The 21994-nt window shown below is 68.6% G+C and carries 20 protein-coding genes; 7 read left to right on the top strand and 13 right to left on the bottom strand.

The window, feature by feature from the left end:
- Nucleotides 1-139 precede the first annotated feature (139 nt).
- The 8 genes from EV651_RS15130 to EV651_RS15095 form a co-directional block, all read right to left on the bottom strand.
- Nucleotides 140-277 (bottom strand): SapB/AmfS family lanthipeptide, encoded by a 138-nt coding sequence (locus tag EV651_RS15130; protein WP_130387812.1) that lies wholly within the window; start codon nucleotides 275-277, stop codon nucleotides 140-142.
- A gap of 4 nt (nucleotides 278-281) precedes the next feature.
- Nucleotides 282-2846 (bottom strand): class III lanthionine synthetase LanKC, encoded by a 2565-nt coding sequence (lanKC, locus tag EV651_RS15125; RefSeq protein ID WP_133785821.1) that lies wholly within the window; start codon nucleotides 2844-2846, stop codon nucleotides 282-284.
- 260 nt (nucleotides 2847-3106) lie between these two features.
- Nucleotides 3107-3352, bottom strand: coding sequence for a type II toxin-antitoxin system RelE/ParE family toxin (locus EV651_RS15120; RefSeq protein WP_133785820.1), 246 nt, complete (start codon nucleotides 3350-3352; stop codon nucleotides 3107-3109).
- Complete coding sequence (locus EV651_RS42370) at nucleotides 3349-3639, bottom strand: DUF6247 family protein (RefSeq protein ID WP_133785819.1); 291 nt, start codon at nucleotides 3637-3639, stop codon at nucleotides 3349-3351. Before EV651_RS42370 ends, EV651_RS15120 begins: the two co-directional genes overlap by 4 nt.
- 66 nt (nucleotides 3640-3705) lie before the next feature.
- Nucleotides 3706-4743, bottom strand: a complete 1038-nt coding sequence (locus EV651_RS15110; protein WP_238156899.1) for an ABC transporter ATP-binding protein — start codon at nucleotides 4741-4743, stop codon at nucleotides 3706-3708.
- A gap of 20 nt (nucleotides 4744-4763) precedes the next feature.
- Nucleotides 4764-5537 (bottom strand): molybdate ABC transporter permease subunit, encoded by a 774-nt coding sequence (gene modB, locus EV651_RS15105; RefSeq protein ID WP_238156898.1) that lies wholly within the window; start codon nucleotides 5535-5537, stop codon nucleotides 4764-4766.
- A gap of 29 nt (nucleotides 5538-5566) precedes the next feature.
- Complete coding sequence (gene modA, locus EV651_RS15100; RefSeq protein ID WP_133785816.1) at nucleotides 5567-6343, bottom strand: molybdate ABC transporter substrate-binding protein; 777 nt, start codon at nucleotides 6341-6343, stop codon at nucleotides 5567-5569.
- Nucleotides 6343-6738, bottom strand: a complete 396-nt coding sequence (locus EV651_RS15095) for a molybdopterin-binding protein (RefSeq protein WP_133785815.1) — start codon at nucleotides 6736-6738, stop codon at nucleotides 6343-6345. Before EV651_RS15095 ends, modA begins: the two co-directional genes overlap by 1 nt.
- A gap of 100 nt (nucleotides 6739-6838) precedes the next feature.
- On the opposite strand from EV651_RS15095, the gene EV651_RS15090 reads away from it, so the two are divergent.
- Both EV651_RS15090 and EV651_RS15085 read left to right on the top strand, forming a co-directional pair.
- Nucleotides 6839-8761, top strand: a complete 1923-nt coding sequence (locus EV651_RS15090) for an acyl-CoA dehydrogenase (RefSeq protein WP_133785814.1) — start codon at nucleotides 6839-6841, stop codon at nucleotides 8759-8761.
- Nucleotides 8754-9377, top strand: coding sequence for a hypothetical protein (locus EV651_RS15085; RefSeq protein WP_133785813.1), 624 nt, complete (start codon nucleotides 8754-8756; stop codon nucleotides 9375-9377). Before EV651_RS15090 ends, EV651_RS15085 begins: the two co-directional genes overlap by 8 nt.
- 472 nt (nucleotides 9378-9849) lie before the next feature.
- Here EV651_RS15085 and EV651_RS15080 read toward each other — a convergent pair whose 3' ends face one another.
- Both EV651_RS15080 and EV651_RS15075 read right to left on the bottom strand, forming a co-directional pair.
- A complete protein-coding gene (locus tag EV651_RS15080; protein ID WP_133785812.1) occupies nucleotides 9850-10488 on the bottom strand; it encodes a response regulator transcription factor in 639 nt (212 codons plus the stop codon).
- Nucleotides 10476-12377 carry a sensor histidine kinase gene (locus EV651_RS15075; RefSeq protein ID WP_133785811.1) on the bottom strand — a complete coding sequence of 634 codons (1902 nt, stop codon included), beginning with the start codon at nucleotides 12375-12377 and terminating at the stop codon, nucleotides 10476-10478. Before EV651_RS15075 ends, EV651_RS15080 begins: the two co-directional genes overlap by 13 nt.
- A gap of 148 nt (nucleotides 12378-12525) precedes the next feature.
- Here EV651_RS15075 and EV651_RS15070 point away from each other — a divergent pair, with 148 nt between their 5' ends.
- On the top strand, nucleotides 12526-12831 hold the full coding sequence (locus EV651_RS15070; RefSeq protein WP_133785810.1) for a hypothetical protein: 306 nt from the start codon (nucleotides 12526-12528) through the stop codon (nucleotides 12829-12831).
- A 32-nt stretch (nucleotides 12832-12863) separates the two neighbouring features.
- On the opposite strand, the gene EV651_RS15065 is transcribed toward EV651_RS15070, so the two are convergent.
- A complete protein-coding gene (locus tag EV651_RS15065) occupies nucleotides 12864-15374 on the bottom strand; it encodes a bifunctional FO biosynthesis protein CofGH (RefSeq protein ID WP_133786096.1) in 2511 nt (836 codons plus the stop codon).
- 115 nt (nucleotides 15375-15489) lie between these two features.
- On the opposite strand from EV651_RS15065, the gene EV651_RS15060 reads away from it, so the two are divergent.
- From EV651_RS15060 to EV651_RS15045, 4 genes are all read left to right on the top strand, one after another.
- The gene (locus EV651_RS15060) at nucleotides 15490-16044 is read left to right on the top strand and encodes a TetR/AcrR family transcriptional regulator (protein ID WP_238156897.1); all 555 of its coding nucleotides are present in this window, start codon (nucleotides 15490-15492) and stop codon (nucleotides 16042-16044) included.
- A gap of 49 nt (nucleotides 16045-16093) precedes the next feature.
- A complete protein-coding gene (locus tag EV651_RS15055) occupies nucleotides 16094-18400 on the top strand; it encodes a CehA/McbA family metallohydrolase (protein ID WP_133785808.1) in 2307 nt (768 codons plus the stop codon).
- Entirely contained in the window at nucleotides 18385-18795 is a 411-nt protein-coding gene (locus EV651_RS15050) for a hypothetical protein (protein WP_133785807.1), read from the top strand. The genes EV651_RS15055 and EV651_RS15050 overlap by 16 nt, the downstream gene beginning before the upstream one ends.
- 69 nt (nucleotides 18796-18864) lie before the next feature.
- Entirely contained in the window at nucleotides 18865-20700 is a 1836-nt protein-coding gene (locus tag EV651_RS15045) for an ABC transporter permease (protein WP_133785806.1), read from the top strand.
- On the opposite strand, the gene EV651_RS15040 is transcribed toward EV651_RS15045, so the two are convergent.
- Together EV651_RS15040 and EV651_RS15035 are read right to left on the bottom strand one after the other, a co-directional pair.
- Entirely contained in the window at nucleotides 20648-21145 is a 498-nt protein-coding gene (locus tag EV651_RS15040) for a DUF2867 domain-containing protein (RefSeq protein WP_133785805.1), read from the bottom strand. The genes EV651_RS15045 and EV651_RS15040 overlap by 53 nt on opposite strands.
- An 18-nt stretch (nucleotides 21146-21163) precedes the next feature.
- Complete coding sequence (locus tag EV651_RS15035; RefSeq protein WP_133785804.1) at nucleotides 21164-21712, bottom strand: TetR/AcrR family transcriptional regulator; 549 nt, start codon at nucleotides 21710-21712, stop codon at nucleotides 21164-21166.
- Between the last annotated feature and the right edge of the window lie 282 nt (nucleotides 21713-21994).

Here is a 21994-nt window from a genome sequence, read left to right as displayed (position 1 = left end):
CCGGTTCGGAGACAGGTCGGCCCTGGGCAGGCACGCCCGCCCAGGGCCCGAGAGGTCCCGCGAATAGGTGGCGCCTGCTACGCGCCGCCGGCACCACCTATCCGCGCGACCTCTAGCTACCTGACATACAGGTGCCGTATCAGTGGCAGAGCAGCAGGCTCAGGTTGCTCGGGGTCTGCGAAGCGCAGCCCAGCACGGTCAGCGTGGAGCCGCCGTGGTGGTGGCCGCCGTGGCCGTAACCCGGGGTCTCCAGACCCTGAAGGTCGAGAAGTGCCATGTGTTTACACCTCCTTCGGTGCAAGTCGTCGGGATGAGGACTCGGACCACTGGGGAGGTCCGAGGAACGGGAGGGACACCGGCGCAGGATCCGCATGGTGCAGCGCCGTACCCAGAGCCAGCAGGACGCCGGCCGATCCGGTGGCCAGGTCCATCGAGAGACGGAGCAACTGGTTGCCCGGGTACGCGAGGCCGCCCTCGAACGGCATCGCATGCCAGCCGAGGCCACGTATCAGGTCGTCGACCTGATCATGGAGTGAGGCAGCGGCGAGGAGAACGCCGGCTCGACCCATGAACAGGCCGGGCTGGACGTAGTAAGAACAGTGAGTGACCCGCTTGAGCTCTTGGAGCGTGGCAGCCAGCTCTTCGGAAGGGCGGTGGCGCAGGTAGCGCTCGAGGACGAGCGCGATGCCGGCCGAGCCCTCTTCGAGGTACGGCAACGTCCGCCAGCCCTGGTTGACCTGACGCATCCCGTCCTCGGTGAGCACGGTGCGCTTGAGATCCTGCCGGATCGCGATCTCCGCAAGGTCGAGCAGGCCGGTGTCGCCGAGCTGCTCGAACGCGTTGAGGAACAGCAGCGCCGGACCGGAAGCGCCGTACATGAGGCCGGCGCGGGCGTGCTGACCGCCACTGATCTCTGGTACGTCGTGGTCGAGCCGGTCTGCGACCAGGTCGAGGACTCGGACGGCCTTGGCCCGCAACGCCGGCTCGGTGTCGAAGTGCAGGAGGTTCAGGCCGATGCCGGACAGGCCGGAGTGCAGCCCGAGCTCGCGGGAGCTCCAGTCGTCGGCGAGAGTGCGTTCGACCAGGTCGAGCGCGTCCTGCCGGTGCCCGAGCTCGTCGAGGACGTGCGCGACGCCGTGCAGACCGTCGTACAGGCCGGGGCCCGCCGCGGTGGTGAGGGCTTGCTTGCGCAGCCAGTCTTCGTACTCCGGGAAGCGTCCGGCGCCTGTCCTGGCGAGCGCGTAGAGGACGCCGGCCGCACCGGTGGCCAGGTCGATGCCGCCGCCGTCGCGGAACTGCGCGATGTCGCCGGGGAACAGGCGGTCGGTGCGCTCCGGAGTCGCTGCGGCGACGATCGCCTTCGTGAGCGCCGCGCGTACGTCGGTCCACTCGGCCTTGCCGGGCAGGGCCAGGTCTTCGAGCTCGTTGGTGGTGTTGGCGCCGACGATCGTCCCGACGGCCGCGTCGAGCGTGGCACGCGGCACCGGAAACGTGTCGGCGATCATGTCGGCGAGCTGGAACGCCTTGCCGGGATGGAGATTCAGCAAGATCGTTGCCTGCGGCGCATAAACGCCGAGCGCGATACAGGCGAGCGCATACCGGTCGACGTCGACACCCTGCCGGTCCTGCGGAGCGGCGTACCCGGGATGGGCGAGCGTCGAGCGGGCATGGTCCTCAGCCTTGGTCGCGACCTCGAAGTCGATCAGCGTCAGCTTGCCGTTCACATCGAGCAGCAGGTTGTCCGGATGCAGGTCGCAGAAGACCACACCGCGCTCGTGCAGTTGGCCGACGGCCTCGCCGACCTTGGCGATCATCGCGGTCGCCCATTCGGCGTAGGCCGCCTTGTCGGCCTCCGTCGCGTCCGGATGTGTCAGCGGATACCGCCGTACCAGCTCGCGTTGCAGCGACACCGAGTCGATGTGCTCCTGCACGAGGAAGTGATGGTCACCCAGCTGCAGGTAGTCGTGCGTCTTCGGTACGGCGTCGAGGCCGTCGAGCTGCTCGAGGATGTCGCGCTCGTGGGCGATCCGCGCGACCGCGTCCCGCCCGGCCATGTCGAGACCCGCGTGCGGGCGACCCTCCTTGAGTACGACGCGGTCGCCGGTCTCGTTGTGGTGGCCGAGGTACACGCCGCCGCCGTTGGAGAACTGGATGACGCCGTCGATCGTGTACGCGAGGTCGTTGGTGGTGACGGCGTTGCGCGCGTCGAGGTGCGGCTTCAGGAAGTCCGGGAGCTCGACCCAGGGCGGCAGGACGAAGGTCGGGCCGCGGTGGTCCGGGACGAGATTGCCCTGCGCGTCTTCGATCGCCAGGACGCGTTCTCCGGTCGGGGAGAGGCAGTACCTGCTGACGAAGGCGCCGTACCGCACGAACAGCGGACCCTCGGCGTAGCGCAGATCGCTCAGGATATAAGGGCCTTCGACGCCGTGGAGGACTTCGTCGAGCTCCTTGAGCACGAGCTCGAGCTGCGTGTCGTCGGTCGGGTAGATCGTCACCAGCTTGCCGCTCGACCCGCGGGGAGCGGCCTTCGAGTTCGTCATCACCAGGACGGCCTCGTTGCGCAGGAACTTGAACGCGATGCCGCGCGGGACGCAGTACTCCCACACGGCCTCGAGCGTCCGCTCGACGTCCTGAAGCCGGGCCGAGACGTGGATCTTCCAGCCCTGTGGGGGAAGCCGGAGACCGTCGGGCGCGTAGTGCATCCACTGCTCGCCCGGCGCGTGCTGCCACCCGGCCGGCACCGGTCGCTGCGTGATCGCGAAATCCGGATGCTGAGCACCGCGGTTGGTCGGCGTCTCGTAGAACCGCCGATCCGCAAGGCAGTAGAACTCGTAACTCTCGTGCATGGCTGTCCGACCCCCCTTTCGCGGTCCCGCCACATCTTGGGCGCCCCGGGAGGGGTCGGCGTAGTGCACGATGTCATCACTCTCGCGTGAAGAACACACACACTACGAGTGAGTAAGTAGACACTCTTCGTTACCGAACCGCGAATCCTGAGCGTGAATCGCCCCGCAATCACATGTCAATCCACGGCAACAACATCACAGTCCGTAACTTCGCCCGGTGTGCCTCGTGAGCCGCCGGCGTCCGCCGGAGGCGGAGTTCGTCAGCCGACCCAGGTCACGTCGAAGATCCGGATGAGTTCGTGTGCTTCGTCGACGTGGAAGGACACCAGGCCGAGGGACCCGAAGACGGATTGCCGAAAGGCCGGTCTGTCCGGGTCGAGAGGATGAGCGTCCCACGGCGAGCTGACGAGCTTGGTGACACGTTCGACCAGGGCGTCGAACGCTGGTGCAGGTAGTCCGTCAAGCTGAGCAAGTGCGGCTGCGTGGAACTCCACGCGGTAGGTCACGGTCGATCTGGCCAACCTGGAATGACCTGCTCGGCAGGTGTGAACTCCCCTGCCCTGTTCTCACGAACTGCCTGGAGTGCCTCGTCGAATCCGGGACTGGAGTATGCGACAGCGCGGAGGTACCACAGATGAAGCACATCTCGCAGGTGCTGAAAGCGCCAGATCTCGTGGGCCGCATCGAGAGCCTGGTGGTAGTCGTGGAGGAACTGCTCGTGCCACTTCTGCGGCAGGAGAGCAAGAATCTGCTCCGGGTCCTCCGCTGACCGGTCCACAGGCTGCGCCGCCATACCAGCAGAATACTCGGTCGCTGACCGGCGAGGTCGATATCCACAGGCCGCCCCACTGTGGCGCGGTTACACCGGGTAGGTGTGGACCTCGGTGGCTTTGAGGGTGGTGTGGAGGGGTTGGCCGGGGGTGAGGTGGAGGTCGGCTACTGCGGCTGGGGTGATGTCGGCGAGGAGGTCGGCGGGACCCGTGGGGGAGGCGTCCAGGCGGACTCGGACTGTGTGGGCGTGCTGTTCTATGCCGGTGACTACCGCGGGCCAGGTGTTGCGCGGGCTGCCGGACGGGGGCTCTACGTAGAGGCTGACGGCAGTGGGCGGGAAAGCGACGTGGACTGGGCCGGTGGCTGGCTCGGCGAGGGTGATCGTGCCGCCCTCGGGCAGTCTGACTGCGGTGCCTGAAGCGTCGCCGCGGTAGAGGTTCAGGCCTACCAGTTGAGCAACGTAGTCGGTGCGGGGGCGGCGGGCCACCTCGGTGGGTTTGCCTTCCTGGACTACTTGGCCGTTCTCGATGATGACCAGGCGGTCGGCCAGAACCATGGCGTCCAACGGGTCGTGGGTGACCAGCAGGGTGCGGCCTTCGAAGCGGTTGAGGTGCTGGCCCAGTTCGGCTCGGACGTGAAGCGTCGTACCGGCATCCAGTGCGGCCAGTGGTTCGTCGAGCAGCAGGAGTTCGGGGTCGGTGGCCAGCGCCCGGGCCAGGGCCACGCGTTGGGCTTGCCCGCCTGACAGAGCGCGGGGGCGAGTACGGGCGTAGTCCGACAAGCCGACCGTTTCGAGCCAGCGCGAGGCCTCCAGTCGTGCGGTCTGCTTCTCTACACCGCGGGCGCGAAGTCCGAACGCCACGTTCTCCAAGCAGCTCAGGTGGTTGAACAGCAGGTAGTCCTGGAACACCACGCCGATCGGCCGGCGGTCCGGCGTGCGAAACGTGCGTGGCGGCTCGTCCCACACCGTGTCGCCGAGGGCTATGCGTCCGCGGTCCAACGCGAGTAGTCCGGCGATGGCACGGAGCGCTGTGGTCTTGCCGGCACCGTTAGGCCCGAGAAGCGCGACAACCTCACCTGGCTCGACAGTCATGTCCAGTGCGAGCTCGAAGGAGCCACGGCTCACCTGCACATCGGCGTACAGAGTCAACGGAGCCCGCCGATCCAGCGTTCGCGGAGAGACGCCAGTACGACGACAGACACCAGTAGAAGCACCAGACTCAGTACGACGGCCACCTCGGGATCAGTCTCCAACGCCAAGTACACGGCCAGCGGCATGGTCGTCGTACGGCCCGGGAAGTTGCCCGCGAAGGTGATGGTGGCGCCGAACTCACCCAGTGCACGCGCCCAGCAGAGCACTGTGCCCGCAACAACACCAGGTGCGATCGAGGGCAGGGTCACGCGCCGGAAAGTCAGCCAGCGTCCGGCACCGAGTGTTGCGGCCGCCTCCTCGTACCGCGGGTCAGCAGCACGCAGTGCGCCCTCCACAGAGATCACCAGGAACGGCATAGCCACAAAGGCCTCTGCAACAACCACACCGGCAGTGGTGAACGGCAGTGAGACGCCAAACCATGTGTCGAGGTGCTGCCCGACCAGACCGCGCCGTCCGAGCACCAGCAACAACGCAACGCCACCAACCACCGGTGGAAGCACTAGAGGAACCGTCACGAACGCCCGGATCACACTCCGCCCCGGCAGCCCGCCGCGGGCGAGCAACCAGGCCAGAGGAACACCCAGTAGCAAGCACAAGGCAGTGGCAAGCGTCGCGCACACCAGCGACAGCCGCAGCGCCTGCCACACGTCGGCACTGAACAGGCGGCCCGGCAGCGTCGACCAAGGCGCCTTGATCAGCAGACCGACCAAGGGCACGAGCAGGAACGCCAGACCGAGCAGAGCAGGCAGCAGAAGAACTAGAGGCAACCGCCCGCTGGTGCTCCTGCCACGACGGCTCACGGCGCGTCGAAGCCCGCGGCGGTCAGGACCGCCTTGCCCTTGTCGGACAAGACGTAGTCGACGAACGCCTTGGCGCCGTCCGGGTTCGGGGCCTTGGTCAGCGTGGCGATCGGGTACTCGTTGACGGCCTTGCGCGACTCCGGGAACTCGATGCCGTCGACCTTGTCCTTGGCGGACAGTACGTCGGTCTTGTACACGAGCGCCGCGTCGACCTCACCGAGGCTGACCTTGGTGAGCGCCGCCTTCACGTCCTGCTCCAGGCTGTCCGGCTGCGCGGTGATGCCGGCCGCCGCGAACACCTTCGCGGCCGCCGCGCCGCACGGCACCTGCGCCGCGCAGATCGCGATCTTCTTGTTCTTGTCCGCGAAGTCCTTGATCCCGGTGATCTTGCCCGGGTTGCCCTTCGGTACGGCGATCTCCAACGTGTTCTTCGCGAAGTTCGTCGGCGTGCCCTTGTCCTTCACGTCGTCCATGTTCTTCGCCGCCGCGGACGCGAAGACGTCCGCCGGCGCGCCGGAGTTGATCTGCTGTGCGAGTGCAGAGCTGCCGGCGAAGTTGAAGGTCACCTTCACGCCCGGGTGGGCGGCCTCGAAGTCCTTGCCCAGCTGGGTGAACGTGCCGGTCAGCGAGGCGGCGGCGAAGACGTTCACCGTGCCCGACAACGCCGACGAGCTGTTCGACGGAGACGATGCCGCCGGGGTGTCGTCGCCACACCCGGCCACGGCGAGCGCGGCGACCGTGGCAAGGGCGGCGAACGCGGTACGGCGGAACATCAAGCCTCCGGGATCTCGACGACGACATGGGTGGACTTGATGGAGGCGACGGCCACCACCCCTGGCTCCAGGCCGAGCTCGTCGGCGGCCTCACGGCTCATCAGCGACACGACGCGGAACGGCCCGGCCTGCATCTCGACCTGGGCCATCACGCCGTCCTTGAGCACCCGGGTGACGATCCCCCGCATTCGGTTGCGCGCGGACGCCGCGGCGGTGTGACCCGGCTCCGGTGAGTCCGCCAGCTCCTGGGCGAACGCGGCGAGCACTTGCCCGTCGACGGCCATCCGGCCGTTCTCCTGCTTCGACCGCAGCCGGCCCTGATCGATCCAGCGACGCACCGTGTCGTCGCTGACCCCGAGGAGCGTGGCCGCCTCACTGATCCGCAAGTTCGGCACGGAAGACAGCCTACCGCCGCAGATGCGGATTGATGCCGGGTTTTCCACAGTCGCGAAGCGGTGACGGAAAGTAGTGGCGTTTCCTCGTAAGTTAGAGGACATGAGCACATCGGCGATGCGGGACTACTTGGACGGGCCGCACAAGGCGGCGCGGGACGTCGTGCGGGCAGGGCTGGCCGCGCACGCTGACTTGGGTGACCTGGCGGTCCGGCTGCCGCGCGACGAGTACCGGGACCGGATCCTCGACCTGCTGCTGCAGTCGGCCGCGGACGGGCTGCCCGCGCGGGGCTATCCGAAGGAGTACGGCGGCGAGGCGGACCTGGGCGGGTTCATCGCGGCGTTCGAGACGCTGGCGTTCGGCGACCTGTCACTGATGGTGAAGGCCGGTGTGCAGTTCGGCCTGTTCGCCGGCGCGATCCAGCACCTGGGGACCGAGAAGCATCACGAGCGGTATCTGGCGGATGCGATCAGCGGGCGGCTGCTCGGCTGCTTCGCGATGACCGAGACCGGTCACGGGTCGAACGTGCAGGCCCTCGGCACGACGGCGACGTACGACGAGGCGACGGGAGAGTTCGTCGTCCACACGCCGTCGGTCGCGGCGCGCAAGGACTACATCGGCAACGCGGCACGGCACGGGCGGATGGCCGCGGTGTTCGCGCAGCTGATCGTCGGCGGCGAGAGTCATGGTGTGCACTGCCTGCTGGTGCCGATCCGGGGCGCGGACGGTGCGGCGCTCCCGGGCGTGACGTTGTCGGACTGCGGGCCGAAGCTCGGGCTGAACGGGGTCGACAACGGGCGGATCGTCTTCGACCAGGTCCGGGTGCCGCGGGACGCGTTGCTCGACCGCTACGCCCAGGTCGATGCGGACGGCAACTACAGCAGCGCGATCGAGAACCCGGACCGCCGGTTCTTCACCATGCTCGGCACGCTGGTGCAGGGCCGGGTGTCAGTCGGCGGCGCGGCGATCAACGCGAGCAAGGTGGCGCTGACGATCGCGATCAGGTACGGCGCTCAGCGGCGCCAGTTCGGTGCTCCGGGAAGTAGCGAGGAGGCGCTCCTGCTCGACTACCGGATGCACCAGCGCAGGCTGCTGCCGTTGCTCGCGCGGACCTACGCACTGCACTTCGCGCAGGCCGAGTTGGTGGAAGAGTTCGCCCGGGTGTTCGACGACGACGAGGGCGAGCACGACCGGCGCGCGCTGGAGGCGCAGGCGGCCGGGACGAAGGCGCTCGGGACGTGGCACGCGACCGAGGCGATCCAGATGTGCCGCGAGGCCTGCGGCGGCGCGGGGTACCTGGCCGAGAACCGGCTGGCGGCGCTGAAGGCGGACACCGATGTGTTCACGACCTTCGAGGGCGACAACACGGTCCTGTTGCAGCTGGTGGCCAAGGGTCTGCTGACGGACTACCGCGAGTCGTTCGGCAAGCTCGATCCGTTGGGTACGGCGAGGTTCGTCGCGGCGCAGGCGGTGGAGATCGCGGTCGAGAAGGCCGCGCTGCGTCCGCTGATCGAACGGTTGCGGGACGTCGTACCGAATCGGAGTGACGCGGCGGATCCCGATGCCGGGCTCCGGGACGACGCGTACCACTCGGGGCTGCTGCGGTTCCGGGAGCAGCACATGCTGGCCGGGGTGGCGCGGCGGCTGAAGGGCGGGATCGACGCCGGGGACGATCCGTTCGACGTGTTCAACCGGTGTCAGGACCACGTGATCGCGGCCGGGCGGGCGCATGTGGACCGGATCGTCCTCGAGGCGTTCCAGACCGCGGTGCGGAACGCGCCGGAGGAGATCCGGCCGCGGCTGCAGGATGTGTACGACCTGCACGCGCTGGCGACGATCGAGGCGGAACGCGCTTGGTACCTCGAGCACGGGCGGCTGTCACCGGGGCGGTCGAAGGCGATCACCGCGCTCGTCAACGAGCTGTGCGCGGTCGTTCGTCCGGCCGCGCTGGAGCTCGTCGACGCTTTCGGAGTACCGGGCTCGGCAACGGAGGTGCCCATGGTTGTACCGTCACAGCATGAGTGAGTCGACCGAACCCGCGTCGGCTGCCGAGGCCGCCCGTGAACTCGCCCGGGTGCTGCTGGAGCAGGCTGACGCGCTGGACCTGCACGATCTGCGGGCCACCGGCGCGATCGAGAACGTCCGGGTCCAGGCCCGGGCGCTCGCGGACGCCGTGCACGAACGAGGCTGGGGTGACATCTTCCTCGGGATCGACTCGTACGACCCCGACGAGCTGGACGACCTGCCGCTGGGACCGGACGACTTCGACGACCCCGCGGACTACCGGGAGATCGTCGAGGGCGGGTCCCTGGACGACCTCGAGGAGCTGGAGCCGCTGCTGCCGGAGAACGGGGTCCGGCTCAGCTACCAGGCGCGGTACGACTACGTCGTGACGGACCCGGACGCCTTCGTGCAGTACGTGCGGAGCCGCGCGGACGAGGCGCAGAACGACGAGGTGATCGACGACATCGAGGACGCGCAGTCGGCGTTCGAGCTGCTCTGCTACCTCGACGGGCTGGGCTCGAAGGAGTACGAGTCGTTCGGACTGGTCCCCGGCGGCGGCGAGGAGTCCCACAAGATCGTCCAGTTCTCCCTGTGGGACCTGGACCCCACCCGGCGCGACGACACCTATCCGTACTAGGCCGGAAAAACCAGCCCGGAAAACCAGCGCCGAAACAGAACCGCCTCGCTGTACTGGTCCCCAGCAGCACCAGTACAGCGAGGCGGTTTTTCAGTAAGAAACGCCGACCGTGCCGGGTGTTGGTCGCCACCTCACTGGCGACCAACACCCCACCGACACGGCCGGCGCCCTGCTGTTGCCCCGAGAGGGCAGTGGCCCGAAGGAGGGCGGTCCCGCGTCTCATTCCGTGACCGGCAGGGGAGGTAAAGTCCGGTCGCGGACGGGAGTATTGCGGGATCCACCTGGACCTTGTGCCGGCGACCCGTCCGCCGCCGACAACTGAACGTTGTCACGCGGCCTGCCCTACCGGGAATCCTCCGGTTCAAACATTTGCATTGCCTTTGAAGTAAGCAACGCTCAGTGAAAATTCCCTCACTTTGCGTGTAGATGTTGCCTTCTGCAACAACTAACCACTCGTCAAGTTTTCCTGTGCTCATTGGCGAAGCTGGGTGAGAACGGCGAGCACACGGCGGTGGGTGTCCGGAGCCTCGTCGATGCGCAGCTTCTGGAAGATGCTCCGCATGTGACTCTCGACCGTCCGCTCGGCGAGCACCAGTTGCGCGGCGATCGCGCCGTTCGAGCGCCCCTCCGCCACCAGCGCCAGCACCTCGCGTTCCCGCGCGGACAACCCGGCCAGCGGATCGCCGGCCCGCGTCGGCGTCACGAGGGCGGCGACGATCGCCGGATCGAGCGCCGATCCGCCGTCCACGACCCGGCGCATCGCGTCCAGGAAGTCGCCGACGCGCAGCACCCGGTCCTTGAGCAGGTAGCCGAACCCGCCGGTACCGACGAGCCCGACGACGTTCCGGGTCTCGATGTGCTGCGACAGCATCAGGATCGGGCGGTCCGGCCGCTCCGCGCGCAGCGTCACGGCGGCCCGTGCACCGTCGTCCGTCATCGTCGGCGGCATCCGTACGTCGATGATCGTCAGGTCGGGATCCACCGCGCGCACCACGTCGATGAGTGCGTCCGCGGTCTCCGCCGTACCGGCGACGTCGTGACCGTTCTCGGTCAGCAGCCGGCTCAGACCCTCACGGAACAAGGCGGAGTCCTCGCCGATCACGATGCGCACGGGATCTCCACGGTGATCGAGGTCCCGGCCCCGGGTGGGCTGTCGACCGTGAACTCCCCGCCCACCGACGCGATCCGGTCCCGCAGTGACGTCAGCCCGAACCCCTCCCGGGCTCCGCCGACACCGTCGTCGCGCACCACGGCCCGCAGTACCTGATCGGTCACGCCGACCGAGATCGAGATCCGGGTCGCCCGGGCGTGCTTGAGCGCGTTCGCGATCGCCTCGCCGACCGTGAAGTAGACCGTCGTCGCCGCACTCTCGCCGACCTCCAGTTCGGGTACGACGAGATCGACCGGCAGCGTGCTGTCCGCGACCAGGTCCCGCAGCGCCACGGCAAGGCCGTCGTCGAGCCGACTCGGCCGCACCCCGTGCGCGATCCGCCGGAGCTCCGCGACGGTGTGCTCGAGCGTCTCCACGACCTCGTCGAGCTCCCGGTACGCCGGTACGCCGGGAGACAACTGGTACTGCACCGACCGCAGCCGCATCCCGATCGCGATCAGCCGCTGCTGGGCGCCGTCGTGCAGGTCCCGCTCCAGCCGCTGTCGTTCCGCGTTGACCTCGTCCATCAGGCGGGCCCGACTCGACCGCACCTCGGCCAGCGCTTCGCGGAGCTCCAGCCGCAACCGGCTGACCTCGATCGGCAGCCGAGCCTCCACCGCGGCTTCGCGGGCCCGCCGGACCCGGCGTGCCGACGTCGTACCGAGGACCAGCGCGCCGACCACGGAGTCGCCGGTCTGCAACGGGATCGCGTCGTCGGGTACGGCGAGTTCCGCTCCGGGGCGACGCAGGAGCACCCGCAGCCCGGAGTCGTCGAGCGCGGAGCGCAGGACGGACTCGATCTCCTCCGGCTCGGCCTCCCCGTCACGGACCCGCCGCACGAAGGCGCGGATCCGGGCCAGCGCGACGGTCCGGTCCGGGTCGACCAGCCTGCCGATTGCCCGGTGGATCCAGTGGTACAGTGGAAGCAGGACGAGCGCGGTGACGAAGGCAGCGGTCGTGATGCCGACCCGGTCGGGGAAGTATCCGCCGACCACGAGGACCACGACCGCGAACACGCTCGCCGAGATCAGCGTGGTGACGAGCCAGCTGACGGTCGCACCGAGCAGCCGGTCGATGTCGAACAGGTCGTGCCGCAGGATCGCGACGGTGATCGCGCCCGGGACGAGGAACAGCATGGCGACCAGGAACCAGGTGTAGGCCAACGTCCCGGGGACGCCGAGTGCGCTCGCCAGCCAGCTCGCGGCGAGCAGGATCGGCACCGCGACGGCCGCGGCCATCAGCCAGCGCAGCCGTTGCCGAGTCAGCTCATCGCCCCGCCGGTACCGCACCACCAGGCTGGAGGCGGCCGCGAGCAACGTGGCGAGAAACGCTCCGAAGGCAACGACGATCAGCGCCACGCGCGACGGCGTCGGGCTGGTCCGCGCTGCCCCTTCCCGGGACACGACGAGAGTCACCAGCGCCGCCGCGACCGGCGTCGCCGCCCAGACCCACCGCCAGAGCCGACCTGGCAGCAGGCCGTCCGGGAACAGCAGGACCAACGTGACGAACCCGAGGAAGATCCACGGCCAGGTGCCGTCCGCGATCGCGTCCAGAGCGGATGCCGACGGCCACGGCCGAGAGGTTCGCGCCGTCGCGCCCCAGTCCTCGACGGTGAAGACCAGCGCCGGCATCGTCGCGGTCAGCGCCAGTGCCGGCCCGATCGGACTGGTCGGAACGCGAACGACAACCAACCAGCTGAGGAGCAGCGCCGGCAACAGCAGGACAGTGGTGACGGGCCAGTCTGCCGGGGACCCGACCGCCGCCGGGCCGTACGCGAGCACCGCGCGTACGGCGGCGGCCGCGATGAACACCACCGTCGCGGCAACGACTAGACGCCGAGGCCGGAGCACAACCACATGATGACCGCGGACAGCCGCTCGCGCACCCGTGCCAGCACTTAGTGGCCGGCCACGACCCAAGTCCGGCGACAGCACCGATGCCGAAGGCGGTGCGGCGAAGCGATCGTGAGGGGATCAGCTACTCGAGGAGGGGATTCCCGTGATCGCCATCGCCACCGTCCTGTTCGCCTTTCCGCTCGGTTTCTTCCTGCGGAACCGCCTGTCCGCCTACGTCGCGTACGTCGCGATCTTCGGCTACTGCTTCACGTTCCAGTTGGTGTACCTGATGCGCAGCTGGGTCGGCGACCACTCGCAGGCGTTCCCGGCGGACCCGAACGCCTGGCCGTTCGGGTACCTCTTCGTGACCGCCGGCATCTACATCGTCGGCAACCTGCTGGTCGCGCTCGGGCACCGCGTCGGCAGCAAGCGCCGTAACCGGGCCGTCGACCTCGACCCGGTCAAGTGAGAATCCGTCTGGCGCTCCCGGAGGGAGGAGCGTCAGGCGAGTTCCAGCGACGGGCGGGCCGGGACGTCGCCGTACGTCGTGGTGCGCTGGCGGGCCGGGCGGCCGGCGGCGGTGGCCATCGCGGTGAGTTCGGCGATCGACTTGCGGCTGCCGTGCTTGGAGCCGGCCATCCGGCTGATGGTCTCCTCCATCAGCGTGCCGCCGATGTCGTTGACGCCGCCGTTCAGGACCGCGACGCAGCCGTCCACGCCGAGCTTCACCCACGAGCACTGGATGTTGTCGATCCGGCCGTGCAGCATGATCCGCGCCATCGCGTGCACCGCCCGGTTCTCGTCGTACGTCGGACCCGGCCGAGCGACGCCGGCGAGGTAGATCGGCGAGTTCTGGTGGATGAACGGCAGCAGCACGAACTCGGTGAAGCCGCCGGTCTCGTCCTGTACGGCGGCGATCGTGCGCAGGTGCTGGACCCAGTGGTGCGGCGCGTCGACGTGGCCGTACATCATCGTCGACGACGACGGGAGCCCGACCTTGTGGGCCGTCGAGATGACCTCGATCCACGAAGCCGTCGGAAGCTTCCCCTTGGTGAGGATCCAGCGGACGTCGTCGTCGAGGATCTCGGCCGCGGTGCCGGGGATGCTGTCCAGCCCGGCCTCCTTCACCGAGATCAGGAACTCCTCGATCGACAGGCCGGTGCGCACCGAGCCGTTGACGATCTCCATCGGCGAGTACGCGTGGACGTGCATCTCCGGGACCCGGTCCTTGACCGCGCGGACCAGGTCGGCGTACGCCGTACCGGGCAGGTCGGGGTGGATGCCGCCCTGCATGCAGACCTCTGTCGCGCCGATCACCCACGCCTCCTCGGCGCGCTGGCCGACCTCGTCCATCGACAAGGAGTAGGCGTCGGCGTCGGTGCGGCGCTGGGCGAACGCGCAGAACCGGCAGCCGGTGTAGCAGACGTTGGTGAAGTTGATGTTCCGGTTCACGACGTACGTCACGTCGTCACCGACTGTTGCCTTCCGCAAGTTGTCCGCGATCCGCGCGAGCTCGTCCAGCGCGGGACCGGTGACGGTCATCAACGTCAACGCCTGAGCGTCGGAAAGCCCGGCGGGATCGCGCTCGGCGGCGGCGAGAGCCGCCTTCACCTCGGCGTCAATCCGCTCCGGTGCGCCGGCCGCGATCGAGGCTTCGGCCGCGCGCCGTGCCGCGACGTCCTCTCGCAGGACGTCCCAGTCGCCGTACGCCGCGTCGAAGTCGGAGCGGGTCTCGGTACGACGCCCTTCGGTGTCGATCGCGGTGTGCAGGTCGGTGCGGCCGACGCTGTCCCAGCCGCCGTCCGGCTCCTGCCACGGGAGGCCGACGGGCTTCGCGGCCTCGTTGGCCAGACCGGTGGCGGGGTCGACGAGCGCCTCGACGTGCGAGATCAGCCGCGGATCGAGCCACGGCTCCCGCAGGTACTCCGGGTGCGCGGTGAGCCGCTCGCGCAACTCGAATCCGGCGTCGGCGGTCACCTTCGCGAGGTCGTCGATCTGCGGCCACGGGCGTTCGGGGTTCACGTGGTCCGGGGTGAGCGGCGAGACCCCGCCGAAGTCGTCCACCCCCGCGTCGAGCAGCGCACGGCACTCGGCGAGATCGACCAGGTTCGGCGGCGCCTGGACCCGGACCCGCGGCCCGAGCACGATCCGCGTCACGGCGATCGCGGCCAGCCACTCGTCCAGCGGTACGTCGGCGTCGTTGCGCATCGCGGTGTCCGGCTTCACCCGGAAACCCTGGATGATGACTTCCTGGATGCCGTTGTACTGCCGGGCGATTTTCCGCAACGCGAAGATCGAGTCGGAACGTTCCGGCAGCGTTTCCCCGATGCCGATCAGCAGCCCGGTCGTGAACGGCACGTTCGACCGCCCGGCGTCCTCGAGCACCCGGAGCCGGACCGCCGGGTCCTTGTCCGGCGACCCGAAGTGCGGCTGACCCTTCTCCTCGAACAGCCGCCGCGACGTGGTCTCGAGCATCATCCCCATGCTCGGTGCGACCGGCTTCAGCCGCTGCAGGTCCTGCCACGACATCACGCCGGGGTTCAGGTGCGGCAGCAGACCGGTCTCCTCGAGCACCCGGATCGCCATCGCCCGGACGTAGTCCAGGGTGCTGTCGTACCCGGCCTCGTCGAGCCACTGCCGCGCTGCGTCCCACCGCTCCTCGGGCGCATCGCCCAGCGTGAACAGCGCCTCCTTGCAACCCAGCGCCGCTCCTTGCCGCGCGATCTCCAGCACCTCGTCGGGCGACAGGTACGGCGCGTGCACCCGGCCCGGCGTGGTCGCGAAGGTGCAGTAGTGGCAGCGGTCCCGGCACAACCGCGTCAGCGGGATGAAGACCTTCTTCGAGTACGTGATGATCCCCGACCGGCCGGCGTCGGCCAGCCCTTGGTCGCGAACCCTCGCCGCGGTGGTCATCAGTGCGGTCAGCGCGTCGCCGCTCGCGCCGAGCAGCACCTCCACCTCCGCCGGGTCGAGGGTCTTGCCGTCGTCCGCGCGCTTCAGGGCGCGCCGCATCGCTGTCGTCAGATCAGGGGCCACGAAATCCGAGCCTAAATCGCGGAAAACGCTGGATCCCGCGATTCCGGACAGCAAAATCAATCCGTACAGACGTCCTGATAGTTTGCTGTTCGTGCAGGTCAGGCGGGGTGTGGACGGGCGCCGGGTGCGCGGTGAGCAGCGCCGGAGCGAGTTGCTCGCGGCGACCCTGACCGTGATCGAACGCGACGGAGTCGCAGGTGTGAGCCATCGCGCGGTGGCTGCGGTGGCCGATGTCTCGGTCGCCTCGATCACCTACCACTTCCCGACGCTGGACGACCTTCTGGTCGCGGCCCTCCAGTCGGCCGCGGAGGACCTCGCCGTCGAGCTGCACGGCCGCGGGAGCGAGCTGGGCGCGCGACCGGCCGACGAGTTGGCGCGGCTGATCGAGCACAGCGTCGTACGGCGACGTGGCCGGACGCTGGCGCTCTACGAGTTGTACCTGTACGCGGCTCGGCGGCCGGACCTGCGGGAGACGGCCGGTGCATGGTTGGAGCCGCTGACCGAGATCGCCAGGGCGTTCACCGCGGATCCCCAGAAGGCGAGGCTGTTGGTAGCCGCCCTGGACGGCCTCCTGATGCAGGCGCTGATCGGTGCCCGCGACCTCGACCAGTCCGACGTCGCCGCGTTATTGGAGGTGCTGAGGTAGACCGCGCCGAGTAGTGTCGCGAAGGAACTCGCCAACAGGGAGGTCCTCGGTGTCAGAGCCCCCAGTGCAGCCACTGTTCGCATCCGCAGCGCGCGCCGTCCGGAAACTGCAGGACCTCGGCGATCCGCTGCCCGCCGAGGCGGTCACTCAGCTGTCCAAGCTGGAGAGCAGCACCCTGAGCGACGCGGAGCGCCGTACCCAGCTCGAGACCCTGCTGCGGCCGTTCGTCCTACTGGACGTGTCGATCGACGAGCAGGGGATCGCGTTGTGTGCTCCGGGCGCCGCGCCGCCGCGACTGGTGCAGCACGGCTGGCGCAGCTTCCTCCTGCGAGTGGCAAATCCGCACCGGATCGAAGCCAACCTGTCCGCGGGGAACAGCGGTGTGTACGGCGTGATCGACTACCTGAGCCACTCCGCGCGGATCGCGTTGCACGACACGCTGACCGTCGTTCCGCGAATCAAGGACGCATGGCTCGACGCGAAGATCGCCGTACCCACTGAGCTTTCCGGCTTCGAGGTCGAGTACAAGGTCATCAGCCTCTACGCCCGCGACGACGGCCTCCAGCGGGGCGGACTGTCGGTCTTCGCCGCGGACGAGCACAACCATCACAGCCTCAGCCGGTCACCGCTCGGTGTCGCGGGCTTCCGGACGAACTTCGAGTTGCGTGAGTACGCCGCTTCGTTCGACTTCGACTGTGCCCCGGCCCGAGAGATCCGCCTCGACATCCGGGAGCCAGACGGACGCAGCTGCATGGCCGCGATCACGGTGCAGGACGGGCAGGGACGCTCGTACCCGTCCAAGGCGATGCGACTGGCTCCGGACATGTTCTTCCACGAGCACGTGTATCGCGCGACCGGCGAGATGATCCGGCTGCCCGAGGGCCGGTACCAGGTCACCGCGATCCGCGGACCCGAGTACCGTCCGGTGCTGCTGGAGGCCGAGGTCGACGCGGGGACCGAGGCGATTGCGATCACCCTCGACCGCTGGGTCGATCCGGCGGGCCGCGGCTACTACTCGGGCGACCCGCACATCCACGCCGGCGGCTGCTCGCACTACAACGTCCCGAGCGAAGGCGTCACGCCCGAGACCATGATCCGGCATGTCCGCGGGGAAGGTCTGTGGCTGGGCAGTGTGCTCACCTGGGCGCCGTGCTACTACCACCAGAAACAGTTCTTCAGCGGTGAGTCGATCAGCCCACCGGCCGACCTGGAGGACCCGTTGATGCAGGCCGCTCAGGGCATGACCTGGACTCCGCAGCCGACGGACCGCGATGCCGAGAGCGCTTTGCGGTACGACGTCGAGGTGTCCGGGTTCCCCTCCAGCCACTCCGGCCACCTGATCCTGCTCGGGCTCACCGACCAGGACTACCCAGGGACGAGCCTGATCGAGGACTGGCCGTCATGGAACCTGCCCGTACTGCGCTGGGCGAAGGAGCAGAACGCACTGGTCGGGTACGCGCACTGCGGAGTCGGTCTCGGGGTCGGCACCGAGGAGTTGCCCAACTACATCGTGCCGTCCTTCCAAGGCATCGGCTCGAACGAGATCGTGGTCGACGTACCCCTCGGTGCCGCGGACTTCCAGTGCGGAGGCCAGTTCGCACCGGCGGCCGAGCTGAACATCTGGTATCACCTGCTCAGCGTCGGCTTCCGCACCCTGATGCTCGGCGAGACCGACTATCCCTGCATGTACGACGAGGGACCGGGCGTGGGGCGTACGTACGTGCGACTGGCCGAGCCGCCGTCGGGCCCGCAGGCGATCGAGGCGTGGATCACCGGTCTGCGGGAGAGTGCGTCGTACTTCGGTGACGGTCGGAGCCATGTCTTCGACCTCGCGGTTGACGGCGACGTCTCTCGTGAGCACCCGTTGGACACCCCCGGCCCGGTGCGGGTCAGCGCGACTGTGGCCGCATGGCTCCCCGAGGTCCCGCCGCCACCGCCGGCGGGGCGTCCCGTGTACAGCGCGCCGGTCGGCTGGCATCTCGAACGGGCCCGGATCGGTACGTCGCGGTCCGTGCTGGTGGAGGTCGTGCTGAACGGCGTCGTGGTGGCCTCGCAGGAAGTGGTTGCCGATGGCACCGAGCAGGAGGTCACGTTCGACGTACCGGTGGAAGCATCGTCCTGGCTCGCGCTGCGGATCCTGCGCAGTGTGCACACCCAGCCGATCTTCCTCGAGGTCGGCGGCCGGCCGATCCGGGCCTCCCGCCGCAGCGCCCAGTGGTTGCACGACTCTGTCGACCAGCTGTGGAAGGTGAAGTCGGGGTTCATCCGGGACGACGAGCGGGCTGCCGCGCGGCAGGCGTACGACGAGGCGCAGGCGATCTACCGGTCGCGGCGAGAAGAATGCGAGACCGACTGATGACGCACCAGGCACCTGCCATCGGCTGCTGCGGACCGGTCGACACCGATGCGCCGCTCGCGGTGACGATCAACCCGGAGGCGCGGGTGAACGTGGCCCGCAGCGGCGCGCCGATCGGGACGTTGACGCCAGGCGAGTGGCACACGCTCGCCGTGACGGTCGTCAACGACGGCTTCGTCACCGGGCCGTTGGCCGTCGAGGCCGAGCCGGTCACCGGGCTCCAGTTGGACCTGCCGGTGCACGAACTGACCGGTGAGCATCGTCAGGAGGCTGCGTTCCGGGTCCGGCTCGACGAGCCCACCGTTGTCGATGTGACGTTGACCTTCCGGGCGCTCGGCGCGCTCGGGGGTCTGGCCAATCACAGCACCGTCAGCCTGTTGCTGTCTGCCCGGTAGCGCCTGAGCTACCTGAGGTCGGGCGCTGAGGCCAGCGCCTGTTCCAGTCGCGGGCTGTTGGCTGAGTGCATGTTGAGGTTATCTGCCGGGGCGCTGCGGACCAGGTGGCAGCTGTTCGCCGGTGCGGTGGTGGCTGTTGCGCTCGGGGTCGGGCTGGTTCAGTCCGGGTTGCAGATGCTGGCCGCGACCGACAGGCTGGTGTTGTCCGCTGGACTGTCGGCGTACGAGCGGGCCAAGATCCGCGAGGGGTACGTCGGGGCCGCGACATTGCTCGGAATGTCAGTAATGCTGGCTGTTTTCCTGAGCGTGTTCATCGTCAGCACGACGTTCGGCTTCATGACTGTGCAACGGCGGCGCGAGTTCGGGCTGCTTCGGCTGGTCGGAGCGCAGCGGGGTTACCTGTGCTTGATGGTCGTGACGGAGGCCGGTCTGCTCGGGGTGGCCGGCAGTGTGGTCGGGCTGCCGTTGGGGGTGCTGGCGACCTGGGCGCAGTCGTGGTTGCTCGTTCGGTTGGGAATGCTGCCGGAGTGGTTCGACGCGCCGTGGGACCAGGGCGCGGTGTGGGCGGCGATGATCGTCGGCGTGAGTACGGCGTTGGCCGGCGTACTCGCTGCTGCCTGGCGGGCGTCACGGGTCAATGCGCTCGAGGCGATCGTCGAGGGACAGGCAGCGCGGCGGGTGATGACGGGATGGCGGTGGTTCTGGGGACTGTCGGCCGCGTTCGGCACGGTGCTGCTGGTGATCGTGGCACAGGCGGCGCGGGATCTCGTGGCCGGGTTGATGATCGGGCTGGTCGTGATGATCAGCGGGTCCGTGGCGTTGAGCCAGCTGAGCCCTGTCGTCGTACCACTGGTCGGCCGGCTGCTCGCGATCGTTGTCCGTGGCAACTTGATCGCGGACCTCGCGCGGGCCGGCGTGCTGCACGCGGTACGCCGGAGCGCGGCGACCGCGGCGCCGTTGATCGTGCTCGTCGGGCTGGTCATCGGGCTGTGGGGCACGTTCGGATCGCTGGCGAAGGCGGTCGGGGTCGAGCAGGAACAGTTGATCACGGCAGATGTCGTGGTCGATCACGTCGTTCGTCCGGGACCGGGGATCCTGGCGGCCTCGGCGCAGACCGCCGTACCGATCGCGGTGACGCGCGGACGGAAAACGCTGTACTCGGAGGCGATCGGGATCGATCCGGCCGCGTACCAGCAGACCCACAAGCTGCGGCCGCGGAAAGGTTCGCTGGATCGGCTGACCGGGCGGACGATCGCGATCGGGCCGGGGATGGCGGCCGAGGGTTACAGGCTCGGATCGACCCTCAAGGTTGCATTAGGCAACAGATCGATCGCCGTGATGGTGGTCGCGATCATGCCGGAGACGCTCGATGTGAGCGAGAACTTCTTCGTTCCGAGGAGTCTGCTCCCGGCTGGTGGCCGGACCGAGACGCTGGTGAAGCTGGCGCCTGGTGCGACGCTGGACGGTCAGTCGGTCGAGCAGTGGGCGGAGGCGCGTGGTGAGGCGCAGCAGCGCAGCAATTCGGGACTGTTCGCAGCGCTCCTGGGATTGGCCGGGATCTTCACCGCGGTCGCGGTTGTCAACGCGGTCGTGATGTCGACCGCAGACCGGCGGCAGGAGTTCCACCTGTCACGGTTGGCCGGTCTGACGCGGGCGCAGGTCGTGATGGTCGCGCTGGTGGAGTCCGGGACCGTTGTGGTGGTCGGCGTACTGCTGGGATCGTTGGTCGCCGCGGCCGCGCTCGCGGGCATCGCGGCGGGGCCTTACGGCCTGGCCGCGTTGGCGATTCCGTGGCGGCTCCTCGGACTGATCTTCGCGTCGGCGCTGGTGGTCGTCGGGGTCGCCGCGGCGCTCACTGCCGGTCGCGCCACGTCTCACCGGCTCGGCACATACCGAGCAGAATGACGTGATGGAACGGCCGGATCAGGTTGTAGTAGAACCTCCCGGCGGGCCGCAGGAACTGCACCAGCGTCACGACCTTGAACGTCGCCGGCCGCTCGTTGTCCGTGATGAACGCCAGCCACGCGTCGAGGTGGTTGTCGGAGACCTTCAGCAGCAGGTAATGGTCCTCCTCGCCGCGCACGACGGTGAAGAACGCGTTCTTCTCGCCCGGCGTGAAGCTCACCGTCTCGGGCCGCAGGCGCCGCGAGTCCGGTACGCCGGCGGTCTCGAGGCGAAGGACCGCGGCCACCGCCATCCGCACCGCGAACAATCCCTTGACCCACAACGGACTGTGCCCCAGCGCCCCCGCCACGAACTCGCGCAGCGTGACGTCGCCCCGGCCCGTCTTCACATCGATCTCGTCCACAACCGGCACCAGATCGTCGAGCTCGTGCAATGTGGTCGGCATGTGCGCTCCTCTAGTCGATCAGCTCTGGTCGATCAGCCTCTGGTCGATCAGCCGGAGAACCAGGTCGTAGATCTCCCGCACGTCCCGCTTGCCGATCGGCGGCACCACCTGCTCGGCGCCGATCAGAATCAGGTACAGCAACTGCGCGAACCGATCCGGGTCCACGTCCGCACCCAGGCCGCGGCACAGCTTCTTCAGGTACGCCGTTCGCGCCTTGTCCACCCGCTCCTGCGCTGCCCGCACCTCGCTGTCCTGCAAGGCCCAAGCGCGTACGGCGATCTCCAAGGCCGCGCTGTCCGGGTCGGCCAGCACCAACCGCAACAGATGCTGGAGCTTCACGTTCGCGTCACGACCGTCCTCAACGGCGTCGATCAGCCGGGTCGTGTTGCGCGCCTCGAAGTACTCCAGCAAGGCCGCCTTGTAGCCCGAAGCCCCGTTGAAGTGGTGGTAGTACGACCCCTTCGTCACCCCCAGGGCGCCGGTCAACCGCTCGATCGTCACCGCCGGCGCGCCTTCCGCCGCGAGCAACTCGAGCCCTGCGTCCAACCACTCCGTCCGACTGACCACGGCCAAACCATACCATACCGTTTGGTATGGTCGGCGGTCCGTAGACGCGAACGACCCGCCGGAGAGGGGGCCGGCGGGTCGGGATCGGGTGGGGCGAGTCTCATATCCGAATCGTGGAGGCTGCCTCTTGGGAAACAAATGTGCACATGCCGACGATTTCTTTCCCACTAAGGGATTAGCGGCCTCTCCACGCGTTGACTGAACGGCATTGGGGATAACCCCGGCTCGCCTGACCGCGCTCCTCGGACTCCGGTGTGCTGAACGTCTAGGGATCGGGTGGGG

Origin of the sequence: Kribbella sp. VKM Ac-2571 (genome assembly GCF_004362255.1) — a bacterium.
GTDB classification, from domain to species: domain Bacteria; phylum Actinomycetota; class Actinomycetes; order Propionibacteriales; family Kribbellaceae; genus Kribbella; species Kribbella pratensis.
This window is presented reverse-complemented; position numbering and strand designations above follow the sequence as displayed.

Bases quoted from the DNA above. Each gene is read 5' to 3' on its own strand.
- EV651_RS15040 (WP_133785805.1), bottom strand. From the start codon at position 21,145: ATGCCGACCACATTGCACGAGCTCGACGATCTGGTGCCGGTTGTGGAC.
- EV651_RS15065 (WP_133786096.1), bottom strand. From the start codon at position 15,374: ATGCGGCGCGCCCTGAAGCGCGCGGACGACGGCAAGACCCTCGACCCG.
- EV651_RS15130 (WP_130387812.1), bottom strand. From the start codon at position 277: ATGGCACTTCTCGACCTTCAGGGTCTGGAGACCCCGGGTTACGGCCAC.
- EV651_RS15045 (WP_133785806.1), top strand. From the start codon at position 18,865: ATGTTGAGGTTATCTGCCGGGGCGCTGCGGACCAGGTGGCAGCTGTTC.
- modA (WP_133785816.1), bottom strand. From the start codon at position 6,343: ATGTTCCGCCGTACCGCGTTCGCCGCCCTTGCCACGGTCGCCGCGCTC.
- lanKC (WP_133785821.1), bottom strand. From the start codon at position 2,846: ATGCACGAGAGTTACGAGTTCTACTGCCTTGCGGATCGGCGGTTCTAC.
- EV651_RS42370 (WP_133785819.1), bottom strand. From the start codon at position 3,639: ATGGCGGCGCAGCCTGTGGACCGGTCAGCGGAGGACCCGGAGCAGATT.
- EV651_RS15050 (WP_133785807.1), top strand. From the start codon at position 18,385: ATGCGAGACCGACTGATGACGCACCAGGCACCTGCCATCGGCTGCTGC.
- EV651_RS15085 (WP_133785813.1), top strand. From the start codon at position 8,754: ATGAGTGAGTCGACCGAACCCGCGTCGGCTGCCGAGGCCGCCCGTGAA.
- EV651_RS15090 (WP_133785814.1), top strand. From the start codon at position 6,839: ATGAGCACATCGGCGATGCGGGACTACTTGGACGGGCCGCACAAGGCG.